The 17,823-nt window shown below is 73.3% G+C and carries 16 protein-coding genes and 1 other RNA gene; 11 read left to right on the forward strand and 6 right to left on the reverse strand.

The features are described 5' to 3' along the window. Window positions 1-25: 25 nt before the first annotated feature. Window positions 26-967, forward strand: coding sequence for a 3-oxoacyl-ACP reductase (locus EDD93_RS19475; protein ID WP_123526349.1), 942 nt, complete (start codon window positions 26-28; stop codon window positions 965-967). Between the two features lie 103 nt (window positions 968-1,070). On the opposite strand, the gene EDD93_RS39640 is transcribed toward EDD93_RS19475, so the two are convergent. Both EDD93_RS39640 and EDD93_RS19485 read right to left on the reverse strand, forming a co-directional pair. After that, complete coding sequence (locus EDD93_RS39640) at window positions 1,071-1,244, reverse strand: hypothetical protein (RefSeq protein ID WP_185092377.1); 174 nt, start codon at window positions 1,242-1,244, stop codon at window positions 1,071-1,073. Window positions 1,245-1,382: 138 nt separating this feature from the next. Continuing rightward, window positions 1,383-2,852 carry a hypothetical protein gene (locus EDD93_RS19485; protein WP_123527870.1) on the reverse strand — a complete coding sequence of 490 codons (1,470 nt, stop codon included), beginning with the start codon at window positions 2,850-2,852 and terminating at the stop codon, window positions 1,383-1,385. A gap of 197 nt (window positions 2,853-3,049) precedes the next feature. Here EDD93_RS19485 and EDD93_RS19490 point away from each other — a divergent pair, with 197 nt between their 5' ends. The 4 genes from EDD93_RS19490 to EDD93_RS19505 all read left to right on the forward strand — a co-directional run bounded on the left by EDD93_RS19490 (window position 3,050) and on the right by EDD93_RS19505 (window position 6,987). Further along, window positions 3,050-4,093, forward strand: coding sequence for an ABC transporter substrate-binding protein (locus EDD93_RS19490; protein ID WP_123526351.1), 1,044 nt, complete (start codon window positions 3,050-3,052; stop codon window positions 4,091-4,093). An 85-nt stretch (window positions 4,094-4,178) separates the two neighbouring features. Further along, complete coding sequence (locus EDD93_RS19495; RefSeq protein WP_123526352.1) at window positions 4,179-5,015, forward strand: Nif3-like dinuclear metal center hexameric protein; 837 nt, start codon at window positions 4,179-4,181, stop codon at window positions 5,013-5,015. Further along, on the forward strand, window positions 5,012-5,755 hold the full coding sequence (locus EDD93_RS19500; protein WP_185092505.1) for a zinc ribbon domain-containing protein: 744 nt from the start codon (window positions 5,012-5,014) through the stop codon (window positions 5,753-5,755). Before EDD93_RS19495 ends, EDD93_RS19500 begins: the two co-directional genes overlap by 4 nt. Continuing rightward, window positions 5,755-6,987, forward strand: coding sequence for a bifunctional RNase H/acid phosphatase (locus EDD93_RS19505; protein WP_123526354.1), 1,233 nt, complete (start codon window positions 5,755-5,757; stop codon window positions 6,985-6,987). Before EDD93_RS19500 ends, EDD93_RS19505 begins: the two co-directional genes overlap by 1 nt. Window positions 6,988-7,241: 254 nt before the next feature. Here the strand turns inward: EDD93_RS19505 and eda are convergent, their stop codons facing one another. Together eda and yaaA are read right to left on the reverse strand one after the other, a co-directional pair. Then, window positions 7,242-7,862: a bifunctional 4-hydroxy-2-oxoglutarate aldolase/2-dehydro-3-deoxy-phosphogluconate aldolase gene (gene eda / locus EDD93_RS19510; protein ID WP_123526355.1), complete on the reverse strand. Its 621-nt coding sequence runs from the start codon at window positions 7,860-7,862 to the stop codon at window positions 7,242-7,244. 93 nt (window positions 7,863-7,955) lie between these two features. Beyond that, window positions 7,956-8,756 (reverse strand): peroxide stress protein YaaA, encoded by an 801-nt coding sequence (yaaA, locus tag EDD93_RS19515; RefSeq protein ID WP_123526356.1) that lies wholly within the window; start codon window positions 8,754-8,756, stop codon window positions 7,956-7,958. A 201-nt stretch (window positions 8,757-8,957) separates the two neighbouring features. Between yaaA and EDD93_RS19520 the strand changes: the two genes are divergently transcribed. Beyond that, window positions 8,958-10,379 carry an RNB domain-containing ribonuclease gene (locus tag EDD93_RS19520; RefSeq protein ID WP_123527871.1) on the forward strand — a complete coding sequence of 474 codons (1,422 nt, stop codon included), beginning with the start codon at window positions 8,958-8,960 and terminating at the stop codon, window positions 10,377-10,379. Here the strand turns inward: EDD93_RS19520 and EDD93_RS19525 are convergent. Together EDD93_RS19525 and EDD93_RS19530 are read right to left on the reverse strand one after the other, a co-directional pair. Further along, window positions 10,330-11,190 carry a hypothetical protein gene (locus EDD93_RS19525; protein ID WP_123526357.1) on the reverse strand — a complete coding sequence of 287 codons (861 nt, stop codon included), beginning with the start codon at window positions 11,188-11,190 and terminating at the stop codon, window positions 10,330-10,332. The genes EDD93_RS19520 and EDD93_RS19525 overlap by 50 nt on opposite strands. Further along, window positions 11,187-11,930 carry a MerR family transcriptional regulator gene (locus EDD93_RS19530; protein WP_123526358.1) on the reverse strand — a complete coding sequence of 248 codons (744 nt, stop codon included), beginning with the start codon at window positions 11,928-11,930 and terminating at the stop codon, window positions 11,187-11,189. The genes EDD93_RS19525 and EDD93_RS19530 overlap by 4 nt, the downstream gene beginning before the upstream one ends. Before the next feature lie 138 nt (window positions 11,931-12,068). Between EDD93_RS19530 and EDD93_RS19535 the strand changes: the two genes are divergently transcribed. The 5 genes from EDD93_RS19535 (at window position 12,069) to EDD93_RS19555 (ending at window position 17,662) form a co-directional block, all read left to right on the forward strand. After that, window positions 12,069-12,593, forward strand: coding sequence for a TetR/AcrR family transcriptional regulator (locus EDD93_RS19535; protein ID WP_123526359.1), 525 nt, complete (start codon window positions 12,069-12,071; stop codon window positions 12,591-12,593). Between the two features lie 115 nt (window positions 12,594-12,708). Then, on the forward strand, window positions 12,709-13,278 hold the full coding sequence (locus EDD93_RS19540) for a Uma2 family endonuclease (RefSeq protein ID WP_123526360.1): 570 nt from the start codon (window positions 12,709-12,711) through the stop codon (window positions 13,276-13,278). Between the two features lie 61 nt (window positions 13,279-13,339). Then, an RNA gene (rnpB, locus tag EDD93_RS19545) (RNase P RNA component class A) lies at window positions 13,340-13,741 on the forward strand. A 393-nt stretch (window positions 13,742-14,134) separates the two neighbouring features. Beyond that, window positions 14,135-14,716: a hypothetical protein gene (locus EDD93_RS39645; protein WP_185092378.1), complete on the forward strand. Its 582-nt coding sequence runs from the start codon at window positions 14,135-14,137 to the stop codon at window positions 14,714-14,716. After that, window positions 14,717-17,662: a M48 family metalloprotease gene (locus tag EDD93_RS19555; protein ID WP_123526361.1), complete on the forward strand. Its 2,946-nt coding sequence runs from the start codon at window positions 14,717-14,719 to the stop codon at window positions 17,660-17,662. Window positions 17,663-17,823: the final 161 nt, after the last annotated feature.

The raw sequence follows: 17,823 nt of genomic DNA on the forward strand, positions 1-17,823 counted from the left end.
CCTCCCGAGAGGACCCCGAGATCCGATGTCACTTCCCCTGGACGGACTGTCCGCGATCGTCACCGGCGCCGGCCGAGGCCTCGGACGCGCCGAAGCGCTGGAACTGGCGCGGCTCGGCGCGGCCGTCGTCGTCAACGACTACGGGCAGCCGGGCCGTGACGGCTCCGGCGACGCGTCCGCCGCACCCGCCGAGCAGGTCGCGGCGGAGATCCGGGCGGCCGGCGGCCAAGCGGTCGCACACCTCGGTGACGTGTCCGACCACGAGCAGGCCCGCGCCCTGGTCGAGCTGGCCGTCGAGGCGCACGGTCAGCTCGACATCCTGGTCAACAACGCGGGCATCCTGCGCGACCGGATGATCTTCTCGATGACCGAGGACGAGTGGGACTCGGTCATACGGGTGCATCTCAAGGGCCACTTCAACACCACGCATTTCGCCGCCGCGCACTGGCGGTCCCGGTCCAAGGCGTCCGGTGGACCGGTCTACGGCCGGATCGTCAACACCTCGTCCGAGGCGTTCCTCGCCGGTTCGGCGGGCCAGCCCAACTACGCGGCGGCCAAGGGCGGCATCGTCGGGCTGACCACCTCCACCGCGCTGGCCCTGGCCAAGTACGGCGTCACCGCCAACGTGATCTGCCCGCGTGCCCGGACCCGGATGACCGAGGACGTCTTCGCGGGCTTCCAGGAACCGCAGGACGGGGGACTGGACGCGCTCGCACCCGAGCACGTCTCACCGCTCGTCGGCTACCTGTCCTCCCCGGCGGCCGCCAAGGTCAACGGGCAGCTCCTCGTGGTGCACGGCGGGATGGTCGCGATCGTCGAACGGCCCAAGGTGGCGGCGAAGTTCGACGCGTCGAAGGAGACGTTCTCCTTCGACGAGCTGGACGAGCTGATCTCGCCTTACTACGCGGACCGCCCGCCGAACGAGACCTTCGCGGCGGCGGAGGTGCTCGGCCTGAAGCGGGGCTGACGGGCCGGGGGAAGAGCAGGGGAAGAACAGGGGAGGGCCCCCGCAGCCGGCCGGCTGCGGGGGCCCTCCCTCTCCCCGTTTCCCTCGTTGATGTTTCCGGCGGTCAGGCCGCCCTGCTCTCCTCCTCGGAGGTGCGGCGGTGGCGGCCGAGCGGCTGTGCTGCCGAGTCGTCCGGCGCCACACCCCCTCGGTGCTTTCCGGAGCCACCGGCTTCGGCCCGCTGCGCGTCCGCCCCCGGCGGACGCGTCTGGGTCGTGTCGGTTCGGGCTTCAGACATGTGGGAAGTCACCCCGTTGTGATCGCTTACGTGCTTGTCTCCGGGGTCATCACGCCACCGCCACCCGGGAAGCGGTCACCGTCGGCAACCTCGGTGCGCGAATGCGTGAGCCCCCGGCCCAACTTTAGACCGATGGGTCTAACTACTGGTGGAACGCCCCACGAGTGGCGCCTGACCCAGGGGAACCGGCCTGCACACAGAAGGAGGCGCCCCGGCCCCGGACGGTTGCATCCCGCTTCCGGGGTGTCCTGCCGGGGCCGCTTCCGGGGCGGCGTGCACATCGGCCGGTGCCGTCAGGAACGCCACCGCGCAGTCCGTCTCCCCGTCGGCGTAGGGCAGGGCCAGTACGCCCTCCCGGGACCAGACGCCGCTGCCGGCCAGCCATCCTCCGGGCACCGGGAGCTGGTGCAGCCGGCGGCCGGCCGGCCGCCACACCCCCAGCCAGCTGCCCGTCGCCCCGTCGATCCGCAGGGCGACCGCGCAGCTCTCCGGCATCAGCATCTGTCCCGGCTGCACGGCGAACGGCGTCACCGCGACATCGGGCAGCCGCAGGCACTCCGGGAAGCGCACCGGCAGGCAGCTGCCCAGCACGCCCCAGCCGAGCCGGTCGTGCCCCGGCGCGTCGGAGCGGATCAGCAGCAGACCGCTGTCCGGATCGGCGAGCAGCAGCCGGTCGTCGCTCTCCGGCGCGATCTGGAGCAGCGGTGTCATCTCGGCGCCCCGCCCCAGGTCCACCGCGACCGCCTTCACCGGGCCGCCCCCGGCCGGCTCCCGGTCCAGGGCCAGCAGCCGTCCGGCCCGGTCCAGCCAGACCCCGCCGGAGCAGCGTCCCGGCAGCTCCGCGATCTGCTCCGGCCCGGCCGGGCCGCCCGCCACCAGCCAGAGCCCGGTGGAGTACTCGCCGGTGGACAGGGCGTACGCGCTGACGCCGTCCGGTGAGGGCGGCAGCAGGGTCAGCTCCTCGCACTCGACCGCGCCCAGCAGCAGTTCACCGGTGCCGGGGCCGGTCGGGTAGAGCAGCGAGAGGGTGTGCCCGTCCGCGACCCGGCGCCGGATGAGCACCCGCCCGTCGGCGAGCGGCAGCACCTGGGACGCGGCGTCCTCCGGCTGGTTGAGGGGGAGCGGTACGGCGTACGGCTCGGGTCCGTCCAGCGTCCAGCGCTCCGGGAACCAGGCCGGGTCGGCGCAGGCGCTCATGCCGGTGCCGGTGTGCGCGCCTGCCTCTCCGGTTCCGGTCGTGCCGGCGCGGGCGGTGGTGAGCCGGGCCGCGTACGCGCCGTTCGCCGTGATGGTGAACGCGGGTGCCGGCAGGACCGTTTCAGCGGGCGGTTGCTCCGGTACCGGTGGGACCAACGGGATCTGCGGGACCTGAGAGGTCGGCAGGGCCTGGGGGATCTGTGGGACCTGAGAGTCCGGCGGATCGGGTGCTTCCGCTTCCGGCGTCGGGTCCGCCGCGGCGTCGCGCTTCGCGTCCGTCGCCGGATCCGGGGGCTCCCCGCTCCCGGTCGTCTCGTCGTTCGTCTCGTCGGACCCCGGTTCCACCGTCTCCGCCGTCTCGCCGGCTTCGACCGCCGCCGCGGTCCCGTCCTCGATGGCACAGGCAGTCATCGACTCGTCACCTCCGGCCACCGAAGCTAGTTTTCGCACTTCCTGCCGAACAACACGAGACCCGCCACTTCACACATATGGGTGGCGATGCCCGTATTCACCTGAGAGGGAGGGGGTGGGTGTGCTTCGCGATGGGGACGTGGCTAAGGTTAGGCACCCCTAAGTCCTATCTGTGTAATCCGCAACTGGAGCAAGTGATGTCCCTTCGTCGCCGCGGTACCGCCGCAGTCGGCCTGGCCGTTGTCGCCGCCCTGTCCCTGTCGGCCTGCGGAAGCGACGACGGCGCCTCGGGCGGCTCGGGCAAGTCCGAGGCCGGTGGCGAGAAGAAGGCCGCGGTCGCGACGGGCGGCAAGGACTTCGGTGACGCGGCGAAGAAGACGGCGGAGTACGGGACCGACGCCCCGGCGGGCACGTTCCCCCGTACCCTCACGCACGCCATGGGCAAGACCGAGCTCAAGGCCGCCCCGAAGCGCGTCGTCGTGCTCGACGTCGGCGAGTTCGACAACGTGGTGTCCCTGGGTGTGAAGCCGGTCGGCTACGCCCCTGCCGAGGGTGACGCGGCCATTCCCTCGTACCTGAAGAAGGACGCCGGCAATCCTGCGAGCGTCGGCACGATCAACAACCTCAACCTCGAAGCGATCGCGGGCCTGAAGCCCGACCTGATCCTCGGCAGCCAGCTGCGCGCGGCCGACAAGTACGACGAGCTGTCCAAGATCGCGCCGACCGTGTTCTCCATCCGTCCGGGCTTCACCTGGAAGGAGAACTACCTCCTCAACGCTGCGGCGCTGGACAAGACCGCCAAGGCCAGGTCGGAGCTCGGCGCCTACGAGGCGAACGCGAAGAAGCTGGGCGAGGACGTCGGCCCGAAGAAGCCGACCATCTCGATGGTCCGTTACCTGCCGGACAAGATCCGCCTCTACGCCAAGGCCTCCTTCATCGGCACGATCCTCGACGACGCCGGCCTGCCGAGGCCCAAGAACCAGCAGATCAACGAGCTGGCCGCGGAGATCAGCCCGGAGAAGATCGACGAGGCGGACGCCGACTGGATCTTCACCGGCGTCTACGGCGCGCCGAAGGCCACCAAGCGCGACACCACCCAGTCCAACCCGCTGTGGAAGAACCTCACCGCGGTCGAGGAGGGGCGGGCCAAGAACGTCTCCGACGAGACCTGGTACCTCGGTCTCGGCGTCACGGCGGCCAACCTGGTCCTGGACGACCTCCGCGCGGACCTGGTGAAGTAACGATTCATGACCGGCCGCCGGTCCGGCCCCACAGGTCGCGGCGGCCATGGACTGCGGGGCACGGAGGACAGGTAGCCTTTCCTCCGTGCCCCGTCTGTCTGAAGTCATCTCCGAGCTCGACGCCCTCTGGCCGCCCGAGCGGGCCGAGGGATGGGACGCGGTCGGCACCGTCTGCGGTGATCCGGACGCCGAGGTCGACCGGGTGCTCTTCGCGGTCGACCCCGTACAGGACATCGCCGACGAGGCGCTGAAGCTCGGTGCCCAGCTGATCGTCACCCACCACCCGCTCTATCTGCGCGGTACGACGACGGTCGCGGCCGGCACCTTCAAGGGCCGGGTCGTGCACACGCTGATCAAGCACGACATCGCGTTGCACGTGGCCCACACCAACGCCGACTCCGCGGATCCCGGCGTCTCCGACGCCCTCGCCGGCGCCCTGGACCTGCACGTCGAGCGGCCCCTCGTACCGGACCCGACGGACCCCGCCGGGCGTCGCGGACTCGGCCGGATCTGCACGCTCGGCCACCCCGAGACCCTCGGTGAGTTCGCCGCCCGCGCCGCCGCCCGGCTGCCCGCCACCGTGCAGGGCATCCGGCTGGCCGGCGATCCGGACGCCGTCGTGCGCACCGTCGCGGTGAGCGGCGGGTCCGGCGACAGCCTCTTCGACGCGGTCCGCGCGGCGGGTGTGGACGCCTTCCTCACCGCCGACCTGCGCCACCACCCGGCCTCCGAGGCCGTCCAGCACTCGCCGCTCGGCCTGGTCGATGCCGCACACTGGGCCACCGAATGGCCGTGGTGCGAACAGGCCGCGGCACAGCTAGACGCGATTTCCGACCGCCACGGATGGGACCTGCGGGTCCATGTCTCGAAGCAGGTCACCGACCCCTGGACCACCCACCACTCTTCTGGAGCCCCCAACTGAACGCCGCGCCCGCCGACCAGATCCGACTCCTCGACGTCCAGGCCCTCGACCAGCGCCTCTCCCAGCTCGCGCACAAGCGCGACACCCTTCCCGAGCACGCCGAGATCGAGTCGCTCACGACCGACCTCGCCCAACTCCGCGACCTCCTCGTCGCCTCCACGACCGAGGAGAGCGACACCGCCCGCGAGCAGATCAAGGCCGAGCAGGACGTGGACCAGGTGCGCCAGCGCGCCGCCCGCGACCAGCAGCGGATGGACTCCGGCAGCGTCACCTCGCCCAAGGACCTGGAGAGCCTGCAGCGGGAGATCGTCTCGCTCGCCAAGCGCCAGGGCGACCTGGAGGACGTCGTCCTGGAGGTCATGGAGCGCAGGGAGTCCGCGCAGGAGCGGGTCACCGAGCTGACCGACCGGGTCTCCGCCGTCCAGGCGAAGGTCGACGACGCGACCGCCCGCCGGGACGCCGCGACGAACGAGATCGACGAGGAGCGCGCGACGATCACCAAGGAGCGCGAGGTCGTCGCCGGTTCCGTCCCCGCCGACCTGCTCAAGCTGTACGACAAGCTCCGCGCCCAGCAGGGCGGGGTCGGCGCCGCCCGGCTCTACCAGCGCCGCTGCGAGGGCTGCCGCCTGGAGCTCAACATCACCGAGGTGAACGACGTGAAGGCCGCCTCCCGCGACACGGTGCTGCGCTGCGAGAACTGCCACCGCATCCTGGTCCGCACCGCCGACTCGGGTCTGTAGTGGCCCCTGCGCGCCGGTTCGTCATCGAGGCCGACGGCGGCTCCCGGGGCAACCCGGGGCCCGCCGGCTACGGTGCGGTCGTCATCGACCCGGTGACGGGGGAGACGCTGGCCGAGGCGGCCGAGTACATCGGCGTCGCGACGAACAACGTCGCCGAGTACCGGGGCCTCATCGCCGGTCTGCGGGCGGCGAAGGCCCTGGCGCCGGAGGCCGGGGCCGACGGCGGGCCGCAGGTGCACGTCCGGATGGACTCCAAGCTGGTCGTGGAGCAGATGTCGGGGCGCTGGAAGATCAAGCACCCGGACATGAAGCCCCTCGCGGCCGAGGCCGCCCGGATCCTTCCGGCGTCCGCCGTCACCTACGAGTGGATCCCGCGCGAGCGGAACAAGCACGCGGACCGGCTCGCGAACGAGGCGATGGACGCGGGCAGGCGCGGCAGCCAGTGGGAGCCGTCGTCCTCGACGGCCGCCCTGGACCGGCCCGCCGCCGCGACCCCGCAGACGGCTGACACCGCGCAGGCCCCGGGCGCAACCCCGCAGCCTTCCGCTGCAACCCCGCAGCCCTCGGGCGGAACCCCGCAGGTCGGCTGGGGCGCCGCTCCCGATCTGGGCGCGCCCGCCACCTTCCTCCTGCTGCGGCACGGAGAGACCGCCCTCACCCCGCAGAAGCGGTTCTCCGGCAGCGGCGGCACCGACCCCGAGCTCTCCGCCGCCGGCCGCGAGCAGGCTGCCCACGCGGCCGACGCGTTCGCCGCCCGGGGCACGGTGCAGGAGATCGTCAGCTCCCCGCTGCTCCGCTGCCGCGAGACGGCCGGTGCGGTGGCGGCCCGGCTGGGCCTGGAGGTCCGGATCGAGGAGGGCCTGCGCGAGACGGACTTCGGCGCCTGGGAGGGGCTGACGTTCGGTGAGGTCAGGGAGCGTCACCGCGCCGACCTGGACGCCTGGCTCGCCTCCGCGAAGGCGGCGCCGACCGGTGGCGGTGAGAGCTTCGCGGAGGTCGCCCGCCGCGTCGCCGCCGCCCGCGACCGCCTGATCACCCGTTACGCGGGGCGCACCGTGCTCGTGGTCACGCATGTCACGCCCATCAAGACCCTGGTCCGGCTGGCGCTCGGCGCACCGCCGGAGTCGCTGTTCCGGATGGAGCTGTCGGCGGCCTCGCTGTCGACCGTGGCGTACTACGCGGACGGCAACGCCTCCGTACGGCTGCTGAACGACACGTCCCACCTGCGCTGACCGCCGCGAGCGGCCGGACCCGGGCGGCACCCCGCCCCGGACCTCATCCGCACCCCGACCTCATCCGCCCCGGGACGGCACTCGGCCCCATCGGCGGGGGGAGGCCGATGGGGCCGAGGCGGTTCCGGCGGGCCGGGGGATTGCCTGCCGGAACCCGGGTCACCCGGAGTCCGGGTCACGTGTCCCTGAAGGTCTCGTGCCCCGGCTGCCGGGGAGCATGCGCGCGAAATCGCGCCAGATGTCCCGGGCGGTGTTCAGCCGCGCAGCGCCGCCGCCTCGGCGGCCAGCCGCTCCACGCGGGCCCAGTCGCCGGACGCCACCGCGTCGGCGGGCACCATCCAGCTGCCGCCCACGCAGCCGACGTTCGGCAGGGCCAGGTAGGACGGCGCCGAGGCGAGCGAGATGCCGCCGGTCGGGCAGAACCGGGCCTGCGGGAGCGGGGCGGAGAGGGCCTTCAGATAGGCCGTGCCGCCCGCCGCCTCGGCCGGGAAGAACTTCATCTCGGTGACCCCGCGCTCCAGCAGCGCGACCACCTCGGACGTCGTCGAGACGCCCGGCAGGAACGGCACCCCGGAGGCCTTCATCGCGTCCAGGAGAGTGTCCGTCCAGCCGGGGCTGACCAGGAACCGGGCTCCCGCGGCCACGGTGTCGGAGACGTTGCGCGCCGAGATCACCGTGCCGGCGCCGACCATCGCGTCCGGCACCTCGGCCGCGATGGCCTTGATCGCGTCCAGGGCGGCGGCCGTCCGCAGGGTCACCTCGATCGCCGGGAGCCCGCCCGCGACCAGGGCACGGGCGAGCGGCACCGCGTCGGCGGCGTCCTCCAGGACGACGACGGGCACGACGGGGGCAAGGTCCAGCACGGAGGAGGTCATGCCCTCATCCTGCCGCGAAGACCGCACTCCACGCAACGCGCGTTGCGCATGCTGCAACGCGTGCGGGATTCGGCCCACCTGATCTCCGTGGCGTCAGTGAATCTCCGTCACCACGACATCGAGCTCCCAGGACCGCCCCGCCCGTGCGGGCGCCTCGGCCTCCACCGCGTACCCGAGGTCACGCAGGACGCCCACCAGCTCGGCGGGTCCCTTCGGCGCGGCGCCCGACCGGAGCAGGTCGCGGACCATCCGGCCCTTCGTGGCCTTGTTGAAGTGGCTGACCACCGACCGCTTCTCCACCCCGTCCACCAGCTGGGAGTGCAGCACCCGCACGCTCGCCGTGCGCTCGGCGACCTCACCCTTCGGCTTCCACGCCGCCGCGTACGCGGACGACCGCAGATCCAGCACCAGCCCGTCCCCGGCCGCCTCCGGCATGACCTCCGCCATCGGCGTGCGCCAGTACGCCCCGAGAGCCCCGAGCCCCGGCAGCTTCACCCCCATCGAGCAGCGGTACGACGGAATCCGGTCGCCCACCCGCACCGCGCCCCACAGCCCGGAGAACACCAGCAGCGACTTCCCGGCCCGGCGGCGGGCGGCGGTGTCCAGGGACGCCAGGTCCAGCGCGTCGTACAGCACCCCGGTGTAGATCTCCCCGGCCGGACGGGTGCCCGCGGTCCGCAGCTCGACGTTCTTCGCGATCTCGCCGCGCAGGCCCTCGCTCAGCCCCAGCACCACGCGGGCCTTCTCCTCGTCCGCCACGGAGAGCTCCACGAGGGTGTCCAGCACGGCGGCCCGCGCCTGGGCCAGGCCCGGCAGCGACAGCGACTCCGGCTTCAGCGGCGCTCCCCGCCCCGAGGCGGCCTTTCCTTCGGAGGGCGGCAACAGCACGAGCACGGCGGTTCTCCTTCGTACGTACGGAAAAGGGGGCGCGACCGGTGGTGCGGACCGGTCCACGGCTCCCGGCGGCGTCGCCCGGGTCCGTGAAAACCCCTCGCGCCAGCGTACGGGGAGTCCCGCCGCCGCCCTCCCCGCACCCGGGATGCCGCCCGCCCCGCCCCGCCATACGCTCGGTCCATGCCCCGCCGCCACCTCCACATGACCGGCGCAGCCGGCACCCCGCTGCGGGCGGCCCTGCGCGGGCTGCGCACCGAGCTCGCACTCCCCGACGGCTTCCCGCCCGACGTGCTCGCCGAAGCGGCCGAGGCCGCACGGAACCCGGCGGTCGACGGGCACGAGGACGCCACGCAGCTGCCGTTCCTCACCATCGACCCGCCCACCTCCACCGACCTCGACCAGGCGATGCACCTGGAGCGCCGCCCCCACGGCTACCGCGTGCACTACGCCATCGCCGACGTCGCCGCGTTCGTCCGCCCCGGCGGCGCCCTCGACACCGAGGCCCACCGGCGGGTGACCACGCTCTACTTCCCCGACGGCAAGGTGCCGCTGCACCCCACCTCGCTCTCCGAGGGCGCCGCCAGCCTCCTCCCCGGCCGGACCCGCCCCGCCGTGCTGTGGGAGATCGACCTCGACGCCGAGGGCCGCGCCGTCGCCACCCGGGTGCGCCGGGCGCTCGTACGCAGCCGCGCCAAGCTCGACTACGCGGGCGTGCAGCAGCGGATCGACGCGGGCACGGCCGAGGAGTCCCTCGCGCTGCTCAGGGACATCGGCACCCTCCGTGAGGAACAGGAGGTCGCCCGGGGCGGCATCTCCCTCAACGTGCCCGAGCAGGAGATCGTCGAGCGCGACGGCGGCTACGGCCTCGAATACCGGGCCCCACTGCCCGCCGACGGCTGGAACGCCCAGATCTCCCTGCTCACCGGCATGGCCGCGGCCCACCTGATGACCGAGACCGGAACCGGCATCCTGCGCACCCTGCCGGTCGCCCCGGACGGCGCCGTCGCCCGCCTCCGCCGCTCGGCCGAGGCCCTGCACATCGACTGGCCGCACCACGTCCCGTACGCCCGGCTCGTCCGCTCGCTCGACCCGCGCATCACCAGCCACGCCGCCTTCCTCCAGGACTGCACCACGCTGCTGCGCGGCGCCGGGTACACCGTCTTCGAGCACGGCGAACTGCCCACCCCCGCCGTGCACGCCGCCGTCGCCGACCTGTACACGCACTGCACCGCGCCGCTGCGCCGCCTCGTCGACCGGTACGCGGCCGAACTGTGCGTGGCAGCGGCCGCGGACCGCGAGCCGCCCGAATGGGCCCTGGCCGCGCTGCCCGCCCTGCCCAAGGAGATGGCGGACGGGACCCGGCGGGCCAACACGGTGGAGCGCGACTGCGTGGATCTGGTGGAGGCCGCCCTGCTCAAGGACCGGATCGGCGCCGTCTTCGACGCCTACGTGGTGGACGTGAAGGAGCAGGACCCGACCACCGGCACCGTCCACATCGACGACCCGGCGATCGTCGCCCGCATCGAGGGCGGCAGCACCTCGCTCCCGCTCGGGGAACGGCTGCGGGTCCGGCTCACGCAGGCGGACCCTGGCTCGTCGAAGGTGCTGTTCGCGCCCGCGTGAGCGCGGCCACCGCGGCGCGCGGGTCGTCGGCGTGGAAGCGGACCGTGCCCGCCTGCCCCCGGCCGCCCAGCGGCCGTACGAAGCCGAGCGGTGCGGTCAGCTCCACCGTCACCGTCGTCTGCGAGCCGACCGCGAGATCGAGCACCCCGTCCGGGCCCAGCTGGACCAGCCGGCCCTCCGGGTAGCGGCGTTCCACCCGCGCCGACGCGATCGACGCGGCCGGGATCCGCAGGTCGAAGAGGACCCCGTAGCGAATCCGCAGCGAACCGTCGGCGTCCACGACATGCGGCCGGGTCACGCAGGCGGCATGCATGGCGAGGATCAGCAGCACCCCGTACACGTCCACGACGAGCATGATCCGGTGCACGGCCGGCCAGGGGATCAGCAGCGCCAGCATCACCGTCTCCACCACGGAGACGAAGACCAGGCCGTACATCATCGCGGTCTGCGGCCCGGTGTACGGGACGGCCAGCGCCGACTCCGGTACGGCGTGGCGACGCCGCAGCACCCACAGCCCCAGACTGTGCAGGGCCCGCAGCTCGTGCGCGAACAGCCGCCGCACCCCCATGGGCACGACCGTCCGCAGAGCCCCGCGCACAGCCTCCCGCCGTCCCGCACCCGCCCGGCGCCCCGCCCGCCAGAGCCGCGCCAGCACGACGGCCTCCAGCACGAGGGCCAGCAGAACGATCCCCTCCGCACCCGCCAGCACCGCACCCGGTATCCGCACCCCGGCGACCAGGCACACCATCAGGGCGAGTTCGGCGGGCAGCACCGCCGCGACCACCAGCCGAGCACCACGCACCCCGCTCATCGCTTCGGCCTCCCCTTCATCCGCTCCTCCAGCGCCACCATCACCCGGCGCACCACCTCGGCCTGCGCGGCCGGGTAGTCCGCCAGCAGGGCCTCGCCGAACCCCGTCACCACCGGCCCGTCGCCGGGGATCGCCGCCAGCACCTCGTCCGGCAGGAGCGCGATCATCCGGTCGGCCAGCGGCCCGATGCGCGGATCGTCCACGGGGGCCGCGTCGAGCGCGTCCAGTTCCTCGTACAGCGCGAGCACCGCCGGATCGCCGGCCAGGGTGCGCAGCGCGGTGAAGACCCCGCTGTCGCCGACGGCCGAGTCCAGCAGCTCCAGATGCTCCCGGTCCTTCGCGGCGGCCGGTGAGTCGGTGACCGGACCGGCGGCCAGCAGCGCGGCCAGCGCGGGCGACACGGGCCCGGCCCCGGTCGCGGGCCCCTCCATCAGCCGCGTCAGCCGCAGCCGCCGCTCCCGGATCTCCCGTTCCTGCCGCGCCAGATCGTCGTCCAGCTCACGCAGTACGTCCCCGAGCGGCCGCCCGGCGTCACCGGCGAGCACCTCCGCCACCTCGTCCAGGCCGAGCCCCAGCTCGCTGAGCCGCCGGATCCGGGCCAGGAGCACGGCGTCGCGCACGGTGTAGACGCGGTAGCCGTTGGCCCGGCAGGCGGGCTCGGCCAGCAGGCCGATCTGGTGGTAGTGCCGCACGGCCCTGGGGGTGAGCCCGACGAGCGCGGCGATCTCTCCGATGCGCATGGGGCCAGTAGAAACCCTGACGCTGCGGCAAGGTCAAGCCGCCGGGCCACGCACCCCTGGTACCTGCCGCGCCCTTCCCCGTCTCGTACGATCGCGCCTTCGGCCCCGCACCCCGAGCCCGTAGGAGAGGAAGCCGGCATGACCGATCTCGCGGCCCCGACCGTCACCGACCGCGCCCGTGAGATCCTCGCCGCCGCGCGCGTGCTCCTGGAGCGGGAGGGCCCGGAGGCGCTCACCATGCGCCGCCTCGCCGCCCGTGTGGGTATCACGGCGCCCTCGCTCTACAAGCACTTCCCGGACAAGTCCTCGGTGGTGAACGCCCTGGCCGGGGTGATGCTGCGGGAGACGGCCGAGGCCCTCGAAGCGGCCGAGTCCGCCGCCCCGGGCTCCTTCCCGGCCCTCGCCGACGCCTACCGCACCCACGCCCTGGCCCACCCCCACCTCTACCGCCTCACCACCGGCCGCCCCCTCCCGCAGGACCTGGAGGAGCGCGCCGCGGCTCCGCTGTTCCGGGCCCTGGCGGGCGACGCCGACCGCGCCCGCGCGGCCTGGGCCTTCGCCCACGGCATGGTGACGATGGAACTGAACGGCCGCTTCCCCGCAGGCGAGGTGGCCGCGGCATGGACGGCGGGGATCACGGCCTTCGCCCCGGGCCGCCTCTGACACGTGCGCGCCCTCCTGTGCCACGATCGGGGGAGACTTTCCGATCTCACGGACGGCGGATTCCCCGATGTCCCATTCTGGCGAGCGACCGAGGAAGGGGCGTGACATGTCTGCCATGCCGCACGAACCGCTCTCGCAGGCGGAAGTCCTGCTTGAGGGCTTCCTGGCGCTGGATACGCCGGAGGGCTTCCGGGCCGAGCTGATCGAGGGGGAAATTGTCGTGACGCCGCCGCCGGACGGGGATCATGAGGACTACATCGGCCTGATTCTTGAGCAGGTGATCACCCGTTCCCGAACCAAGATGCAGTTCTCCGGGAACAAGGGCCTGAAGCTGCGCAGCGGTGGCGGGTGCCCCAAGAACCACGCCATCCCCGACGGCACTTTCGCGCCCACCGAACTGCGTCTGTACCGGGGCGCGGACCCGTGGATGCCCTGCGAGGGGGTGGCCCTGGTCGTCGAGGTCACCTCGTCCAAACCTGCGGCCGACCGCACCGGCAAGCGCCACTGCTATGCCCGGGGCCCCGTTCCCCTCTACCTCCTGGTCGATCGCGAAGAGTCCTCGGTGACCCTGTTCAGCGACCCGCAGGGGGACGACTACCGCCAGCACTGCACGGTTCCGTTCGGGAAGTCGATCCGTCTCCCGGCGCCGTTCACGCTCGATCTGGAGACCGACTCGTTCATCTGAGCCGCCTGTTCGCCCTGTCGGCCGGCCCCGGCCGGGCAGGTAGCATGGGCGCCACGGCAGACGAGCCGGGCGGACGGCCGCGTGAGGATCTTCGGACCCTCCCGAGGAACGTCCGGGCTCCACAGGGCAGGGTGATGGCTAACGGCCACCCGGGGTGACCCGCGGGACAGTGCCACAGAAAACAGACCGCCTTGGACTTCGGTCCTCGGTAAGGGTGAAACGGTGGTGTAAGAGACCACCAGCGCCTGAGGTGACTCAGGCGGCTAGGTAAACCCCACCCGGAGCAAGGTCAAGAGGGGCCGTCGCAAGACGGCCCTGCGCGAACGTCCGAGGGCTGCCCGCCCGAGTTCGCGGGTAGACCGCACGAGACCGGCAGCAATGCCGGTCCTAGATGGATGGCCGTCTCCCCGGCCGCCGCGAGGCGACCGGGCGACAGAACCCGGCGTACAGCCCGACTCGTCTGCCGCCACCTGCGGCTCCGCCTGGGAAAAGGGCCTCCGGCCCGGGGCGGAGCCCATCGAGCCGAGGGCCCGCTCGCGAACCGGGCCGACGAGAGCCCGGCTCAGCCAACAGCGCGCAGCACGGACCCAGAGGGCCGTCCGGCGAGGTGCAGTGAACCCCGCCCTGCTGGAGCCGCGACTCGTCTCGCTTCCCTTCGATCTGTTCCGGCACGAGGTTCTTCCGACGCTGCGGCCGGTAACCGCCGAGACCATCGAGCGGATCGTGGACTGGGCTCCTGGCCGCATATGCGGTCCTGCGGAAAACTCTGCCGAGCCGTCGCGGCGCGTGGGACAGTGCTTGGTCGTAGGCCGGTTCGCTGCGGGCCGGGGGAGGCTCGGGACGTCTGGGGGGACGAGTGGAATCCGCAACTGCCAGGACCGGTGGCGATCGGTCCGGCCCGCTGGTGCGTGATCTGGTGCGTGCGGTCGTGGCGGATCTCGCGCCGGACGAACTGCCGCTCGTGGACGGGCTCTGCCGTTTCGACGATGCCACGGTGGTGCGGCGGCTGAACCGCAGGGGCGGGCGCCGCGAGCCGTTGGGATTCGGGTTCGGCGAGGTCGCCGCGCTGGTGACGCCCGTCGTCTGGCTGGTGCTCGACGGCGTGGCGCAGCGGACGGCGGAGTCGACGGCGACGCGTATCTCCGAGGGGATGACGGCCATGGTGCGACGACTGGTGCCGAGGCGGCGGCCCGCCCCGGCAGCCGGGGTCCCGCCGCTGACGCGGGAACAACTGGCGGCGGTACGTGCTCTCGTCCTGGCGGCGGGCGAACAGCGCGGTCTGGAGGCCGCGCAGGCCGAGGCGATCGCGGACGCGGTCGTGGCCCGGCTGGTGCTGGCCGACGAGCTGACGGCACCGGCCGCACCGGAGCCGGAGCCGGGTCCGCCGGTCGAGCCGGATGCTCCTGGGCCGGGCACCGGGCAGGGCGAGGGGCCATAAATGGCCGCCGCACCCGGGCCGGGTGCGCGGCCCCGGATCGACGAGAGGGTCCTCGGCGCGGGAACGGGACCCCGCTTCGTCACCCTGCTGCTTCTGATGCTGACCACGGGCGGCGCCATGATCCTGGCGGTGTTCCAGGTCCTGGCCCACGGGGACCAGGACGGATGCAGCCTCGCCGCAGGTGTGGACCTCAGCGACGGCAGCTACTGGAACCCATCGCTCAGCACCTCCGGCCAGATGACCGCCGCCCGCTTCTGCCTGTCCCTCTGGGCGCCCGCACCGCCCTGGTGGCAGATCGCGGGCTGGCCCCTGGTGCTGATGGTCGCGGCCGGGCTGCTCTTCGCCGTACTGCCCAGGTGGAAGGCCCGGCAGAGCCGTGTCGTCCCGCTGGATGCGGTCGATCAGAGCGGTGAACTCGGGTCTCTGATACGTGAGTTGTGCGCCGTCGCGGGGGTGTCGCCGATGCCCCGGTTCGTGGTCGATCCCGCCGCCACCTCGGTCGGCGCGGTGGTCTTCGGACGTACTCGCCGGCCGGTCGTCTGCCTGCACGGCGGCCTGCTCGTCGTCCGGCGCAGCGATCCCGAACGGTTCCGGGCGGTGCTGCTGCACGAGCTCGCCCACATCGCCAACCGTGACGTCACCCTGACCTACCTCACGGTCGCCCTGTGGCGGGTCTTCCTCGGGCTGGTGCTGCTGCCGTACCTGCTCTGCCTCGGCTACGTGGTCTACAGCGTGGTGGCGGGCGGCGGCGTGCCGAGGATGGGCCGGCCGGCGGTTTCGGTCCTGGTCATGGTCGCGCAGCTGTACCTCGCCCGCTCCGACGCGCTGCGGAGCCGGGAGATCTACGCCGACCTGACCGCGGTGCGCTGGGGCGCGGACCCGCACGGCTGGTCCGTCACCGCTCCGACGCCCGGGGGCCCGGTGCGCCGCGCCCTCGACTCGTTCACCGAACTGTGGCGTACGCATCCGCAATGGGGCCTGCGCCGGGGCGCGCTGGCCGATCCCGCACCGCTGTTCCGCACCGCGGCCCTGCCGATCCTCCTCATCGGTACGGTGCCCGCCCTGGCCGTGCCGCAGGTGCTCCAGCAGATCGCCCAGTACCGCGTCAACTTCACCAACAACCTGATGACGGTCCTGGTGATCGTGCCCGGCGCGCTGGTGACGGGGGTGGTCGTGGTCGCCCTGTGGCGGGCGGTGGTCTACGCCGTGCTGACCGGTACCCGAGTGCCCTCCGGGGCCTGGGTCGGGGGGTGCCTGGGCGCCGGGATGTCGGCGGGCCTGGTCCTGAGCGGCTTCGGCGCGGGCTGGGCCTGGCTGCCGCAGCGCCCGCCGGTCCTGCTCGTCCCGGTGGCGGCGGGGGCGGCCTTCGGCTGGTGGGTGACCCAGTGCGCGCGTCTGTGGACCGGCGCGGCGAGGGGCCGCACCCTGCGTCCCGCGCTCGCGTCCTGCGTGGCGGCCGCCTCCCTCGCCATGATGTCGTGGCTCACGTGGTGGATGTTCGCCGGTGCCGCGAACCTGAACCGGCCCGCACCGAGCGCCGGGATGGAGGCGCGGGCGATCCTGGCATGGCTGCCCTCCGGGGCGCCGGCCGGGGACCTGAGCACGATCCCCGGCCTCGCCGTGGTCCAGCCGCAGCTGGACAGCATCGCCGAGACACCGATGGGCGCCCTCGCGGTCACCGTGCTGTGGGTGGTTCCGCTGTTCGCCTGGGCGAGCCGTCCGGCGGCCGGCGCGTCCCGCTGGGTGCCCGGCCGGACGGATGGCCCGGAAGCGCCCGCGGCCTCGCTGCGCAAGGTCCTGCGGCCCGGACTGCTGGGCGGTGCGCTGGCCTGCCTTGCCGTGGCCGGCGTCCAGGCCTACCTGCACACCGAGCAGCCGGTGCCGGCCGGGCGGGGCGGGCTCTACGCCTACCGCTACCTGGCCCTCCTGCTGTCGGCGCTCTGCCTGCCCGCAGCCGTGGCCGCGGCGGTGGCGAGCACCGCGGACCGCCGCTACCGGCTGCTGGGCGCACTGATCGCCGCCCAGACGACGGCCCTGCTGGGTCTCGCCGCCATGACCCTCCTCGTGTCGGTGGACGGCTGCATCGCCCCCCTCGACGTCCTCTCGGACAGCTGCGCCTGGCGGCCGGCCTGGCGCAGGCCGCTGTTCCCGTTCGACTTCGTGCTGAACAACGCCCTGGTCCTGTCCGCGCTCGCCGCCCTCCTCATCGCGCTCGTCACCACGTCGGCCGCCACGCTCCCGCTGCCGCGCCGTCGACGGCGGCCGGCGGCTCCCGCCCCCGGCCCCGCCCCGGCGTGGGGACGCCGTGCCCGGACCGCGGTGGCGCTGCTGTGCGCGGTGGCGCTCGCCGGCACCGCGACGCAGGGTGCGGTGGGGAGGTACCGGCTCGGATTCACGACCAACGAGCTCACCACCCAGCGCAGGCTGGTGCAGTACTGGGGCCTCCCGGAACCACACCTGTCGGACGCCGTCCGGGTGCGGCAGATCCGGGCCTGGTACCGGCTCAGCGGGGACGAACTCATCAACCTCGCGGTGTCGTACGACCGGCAGCTGAGCGTCGTCATCCGGGCGGCGGAGGCCACCGGGGAACCCTGGCCCGCGTTGAACCGGACGGTTCTGCCGGTCTGCACCAGCTGGGGGAGGGCCGCCTGGTTCGAGACGGTCTGGTTCCGGATACCGGCCGATCCGCTCCTGCGAGCCGACTGGCACCGGATGGTCGTCTGGGCGGACACCGGCAACCGGGGCTGCACGCAAGCCCTGGCAGCGCACGACAACAACGCGCTGCGAAAGGCCCTGCTCGGCCTGCGTTCCGCCGCCCGCTGCGCGGAGAGCGTCAACACCGGGATCGACAGGGTCCTGCGGGCGGGCGGCTACCCGGGCACCTCCCGGCGGGCCGCCACCGGCCGCACGGTCGTCTGCGACCACCCCCCTGCGGCCGAGCCCTGACCCGGTGAACGCGCCCGGACGCCAGCCACCCCCCTGAACCGCCACGCCGGATCACCGCGCCCGCTCGGCATGCGATCACGCCGGGTCGGCGGCAGGATCGAGGTGCGGGCGGCGGCGGGCCCGGCCGGCGCCGTTCGGCCGTTCACCGCGCGTACCGGTCG

Origin of the sequence: Streptomyces sp. 840.1, assembly GCF_003751445.1 — a bacterium.
GTDB lineage: Bacteria > Actinomycetota > Actinomycetes > Streptomycetales > Streptomycetaceae > Streptomyces.

What these genes read in the sequence shown, in the direction of transcription:
- eda (WP_123526355.1), bottom strand. Translation starts at nt 7,862, where the DNA reads ATGACCTCCTCCGTGCTGGACCTTGCCCCCGTCGTGCCCGTCGTCGTC.
- EDD93_RS19485 (WP_123527870.1), bottom strand. Translation starts at nt 2,852, where the DNA reads ATGACTGCCTGTGCCATCGAGGACGGGACCGCGGCGGCGGTCGAAGCC.
- EDD93_RS39640 (WP_185092377.1), bottom strand. Translation starts at nt 1,244, where the DNA reads ATGTCTGAAGCCCGAACCGACACGACCCAGACGCGTCCGCCGGGGGCG.
- EDD93_RS19490 (WP_123526351.1), top strand. Translation starts at nt 3,050, where the DNA reads ATGTCCCTTCGTCGCCGCGGTACCGCCGCAGTCGGCCTGGCCGTTGTC.
- EDD93_RS19555 (WP_123526361.1), top strand. Translation starts at nt 14,717, where the DNA reads ATGGCCGCCGCACCCGGGCCGGGTGCGCGGCCCCGGATCGACGAGAGG.
- EDD93_RS19520 (WP_123527871.1), top strand. Translation starts at nt 8,958, where the DNA reads ATGACCGGCGCAGCCGGCACCCCGCTGCGGGCGGCCCTGCGCGGGCTG.
- EDD93_RS19525 (WP_123526357.1), bottom strand. Translation starts at nt 11,190, where the DNA reads ATGAGCGGGGTGCGTGGTGCTCGGCTGGTGGTCGCGGCGGTGCTGCCC.
- EDD93_RS19540 (WP_123526360.1), top strand. Translation starts at nt 12,709, where the DNA reads ATGCCGCACGAACCGCTCTCGCAGGCGGAAGTCCTGCTTGAGGGCTTC.
- EDD93_RS19530 (WP_123526358.1), bottom strand. Translation starts at nt 11,930, where the DNA reads ATGCGCATCGGAGAGATCGCCGCGCTCGTCGGGCTCACCCCCAGGGCC.
- EDD93_RS19475 (WP_123526349.1), top strand. Translation starts at nt 26, where the DNA reads ATGTCACTTCCCCTGGACGGACTGTCCGCGATCGTCACCGGCGCCGGC.
- EDD93_RS19535 (WP_123526359.1), top strand. Translation starts at nt 12,069, where the DNA reads ATGACCGATCTCGCGGCCCCGACCGTCACCGACCGCGCCCGTGAGATC.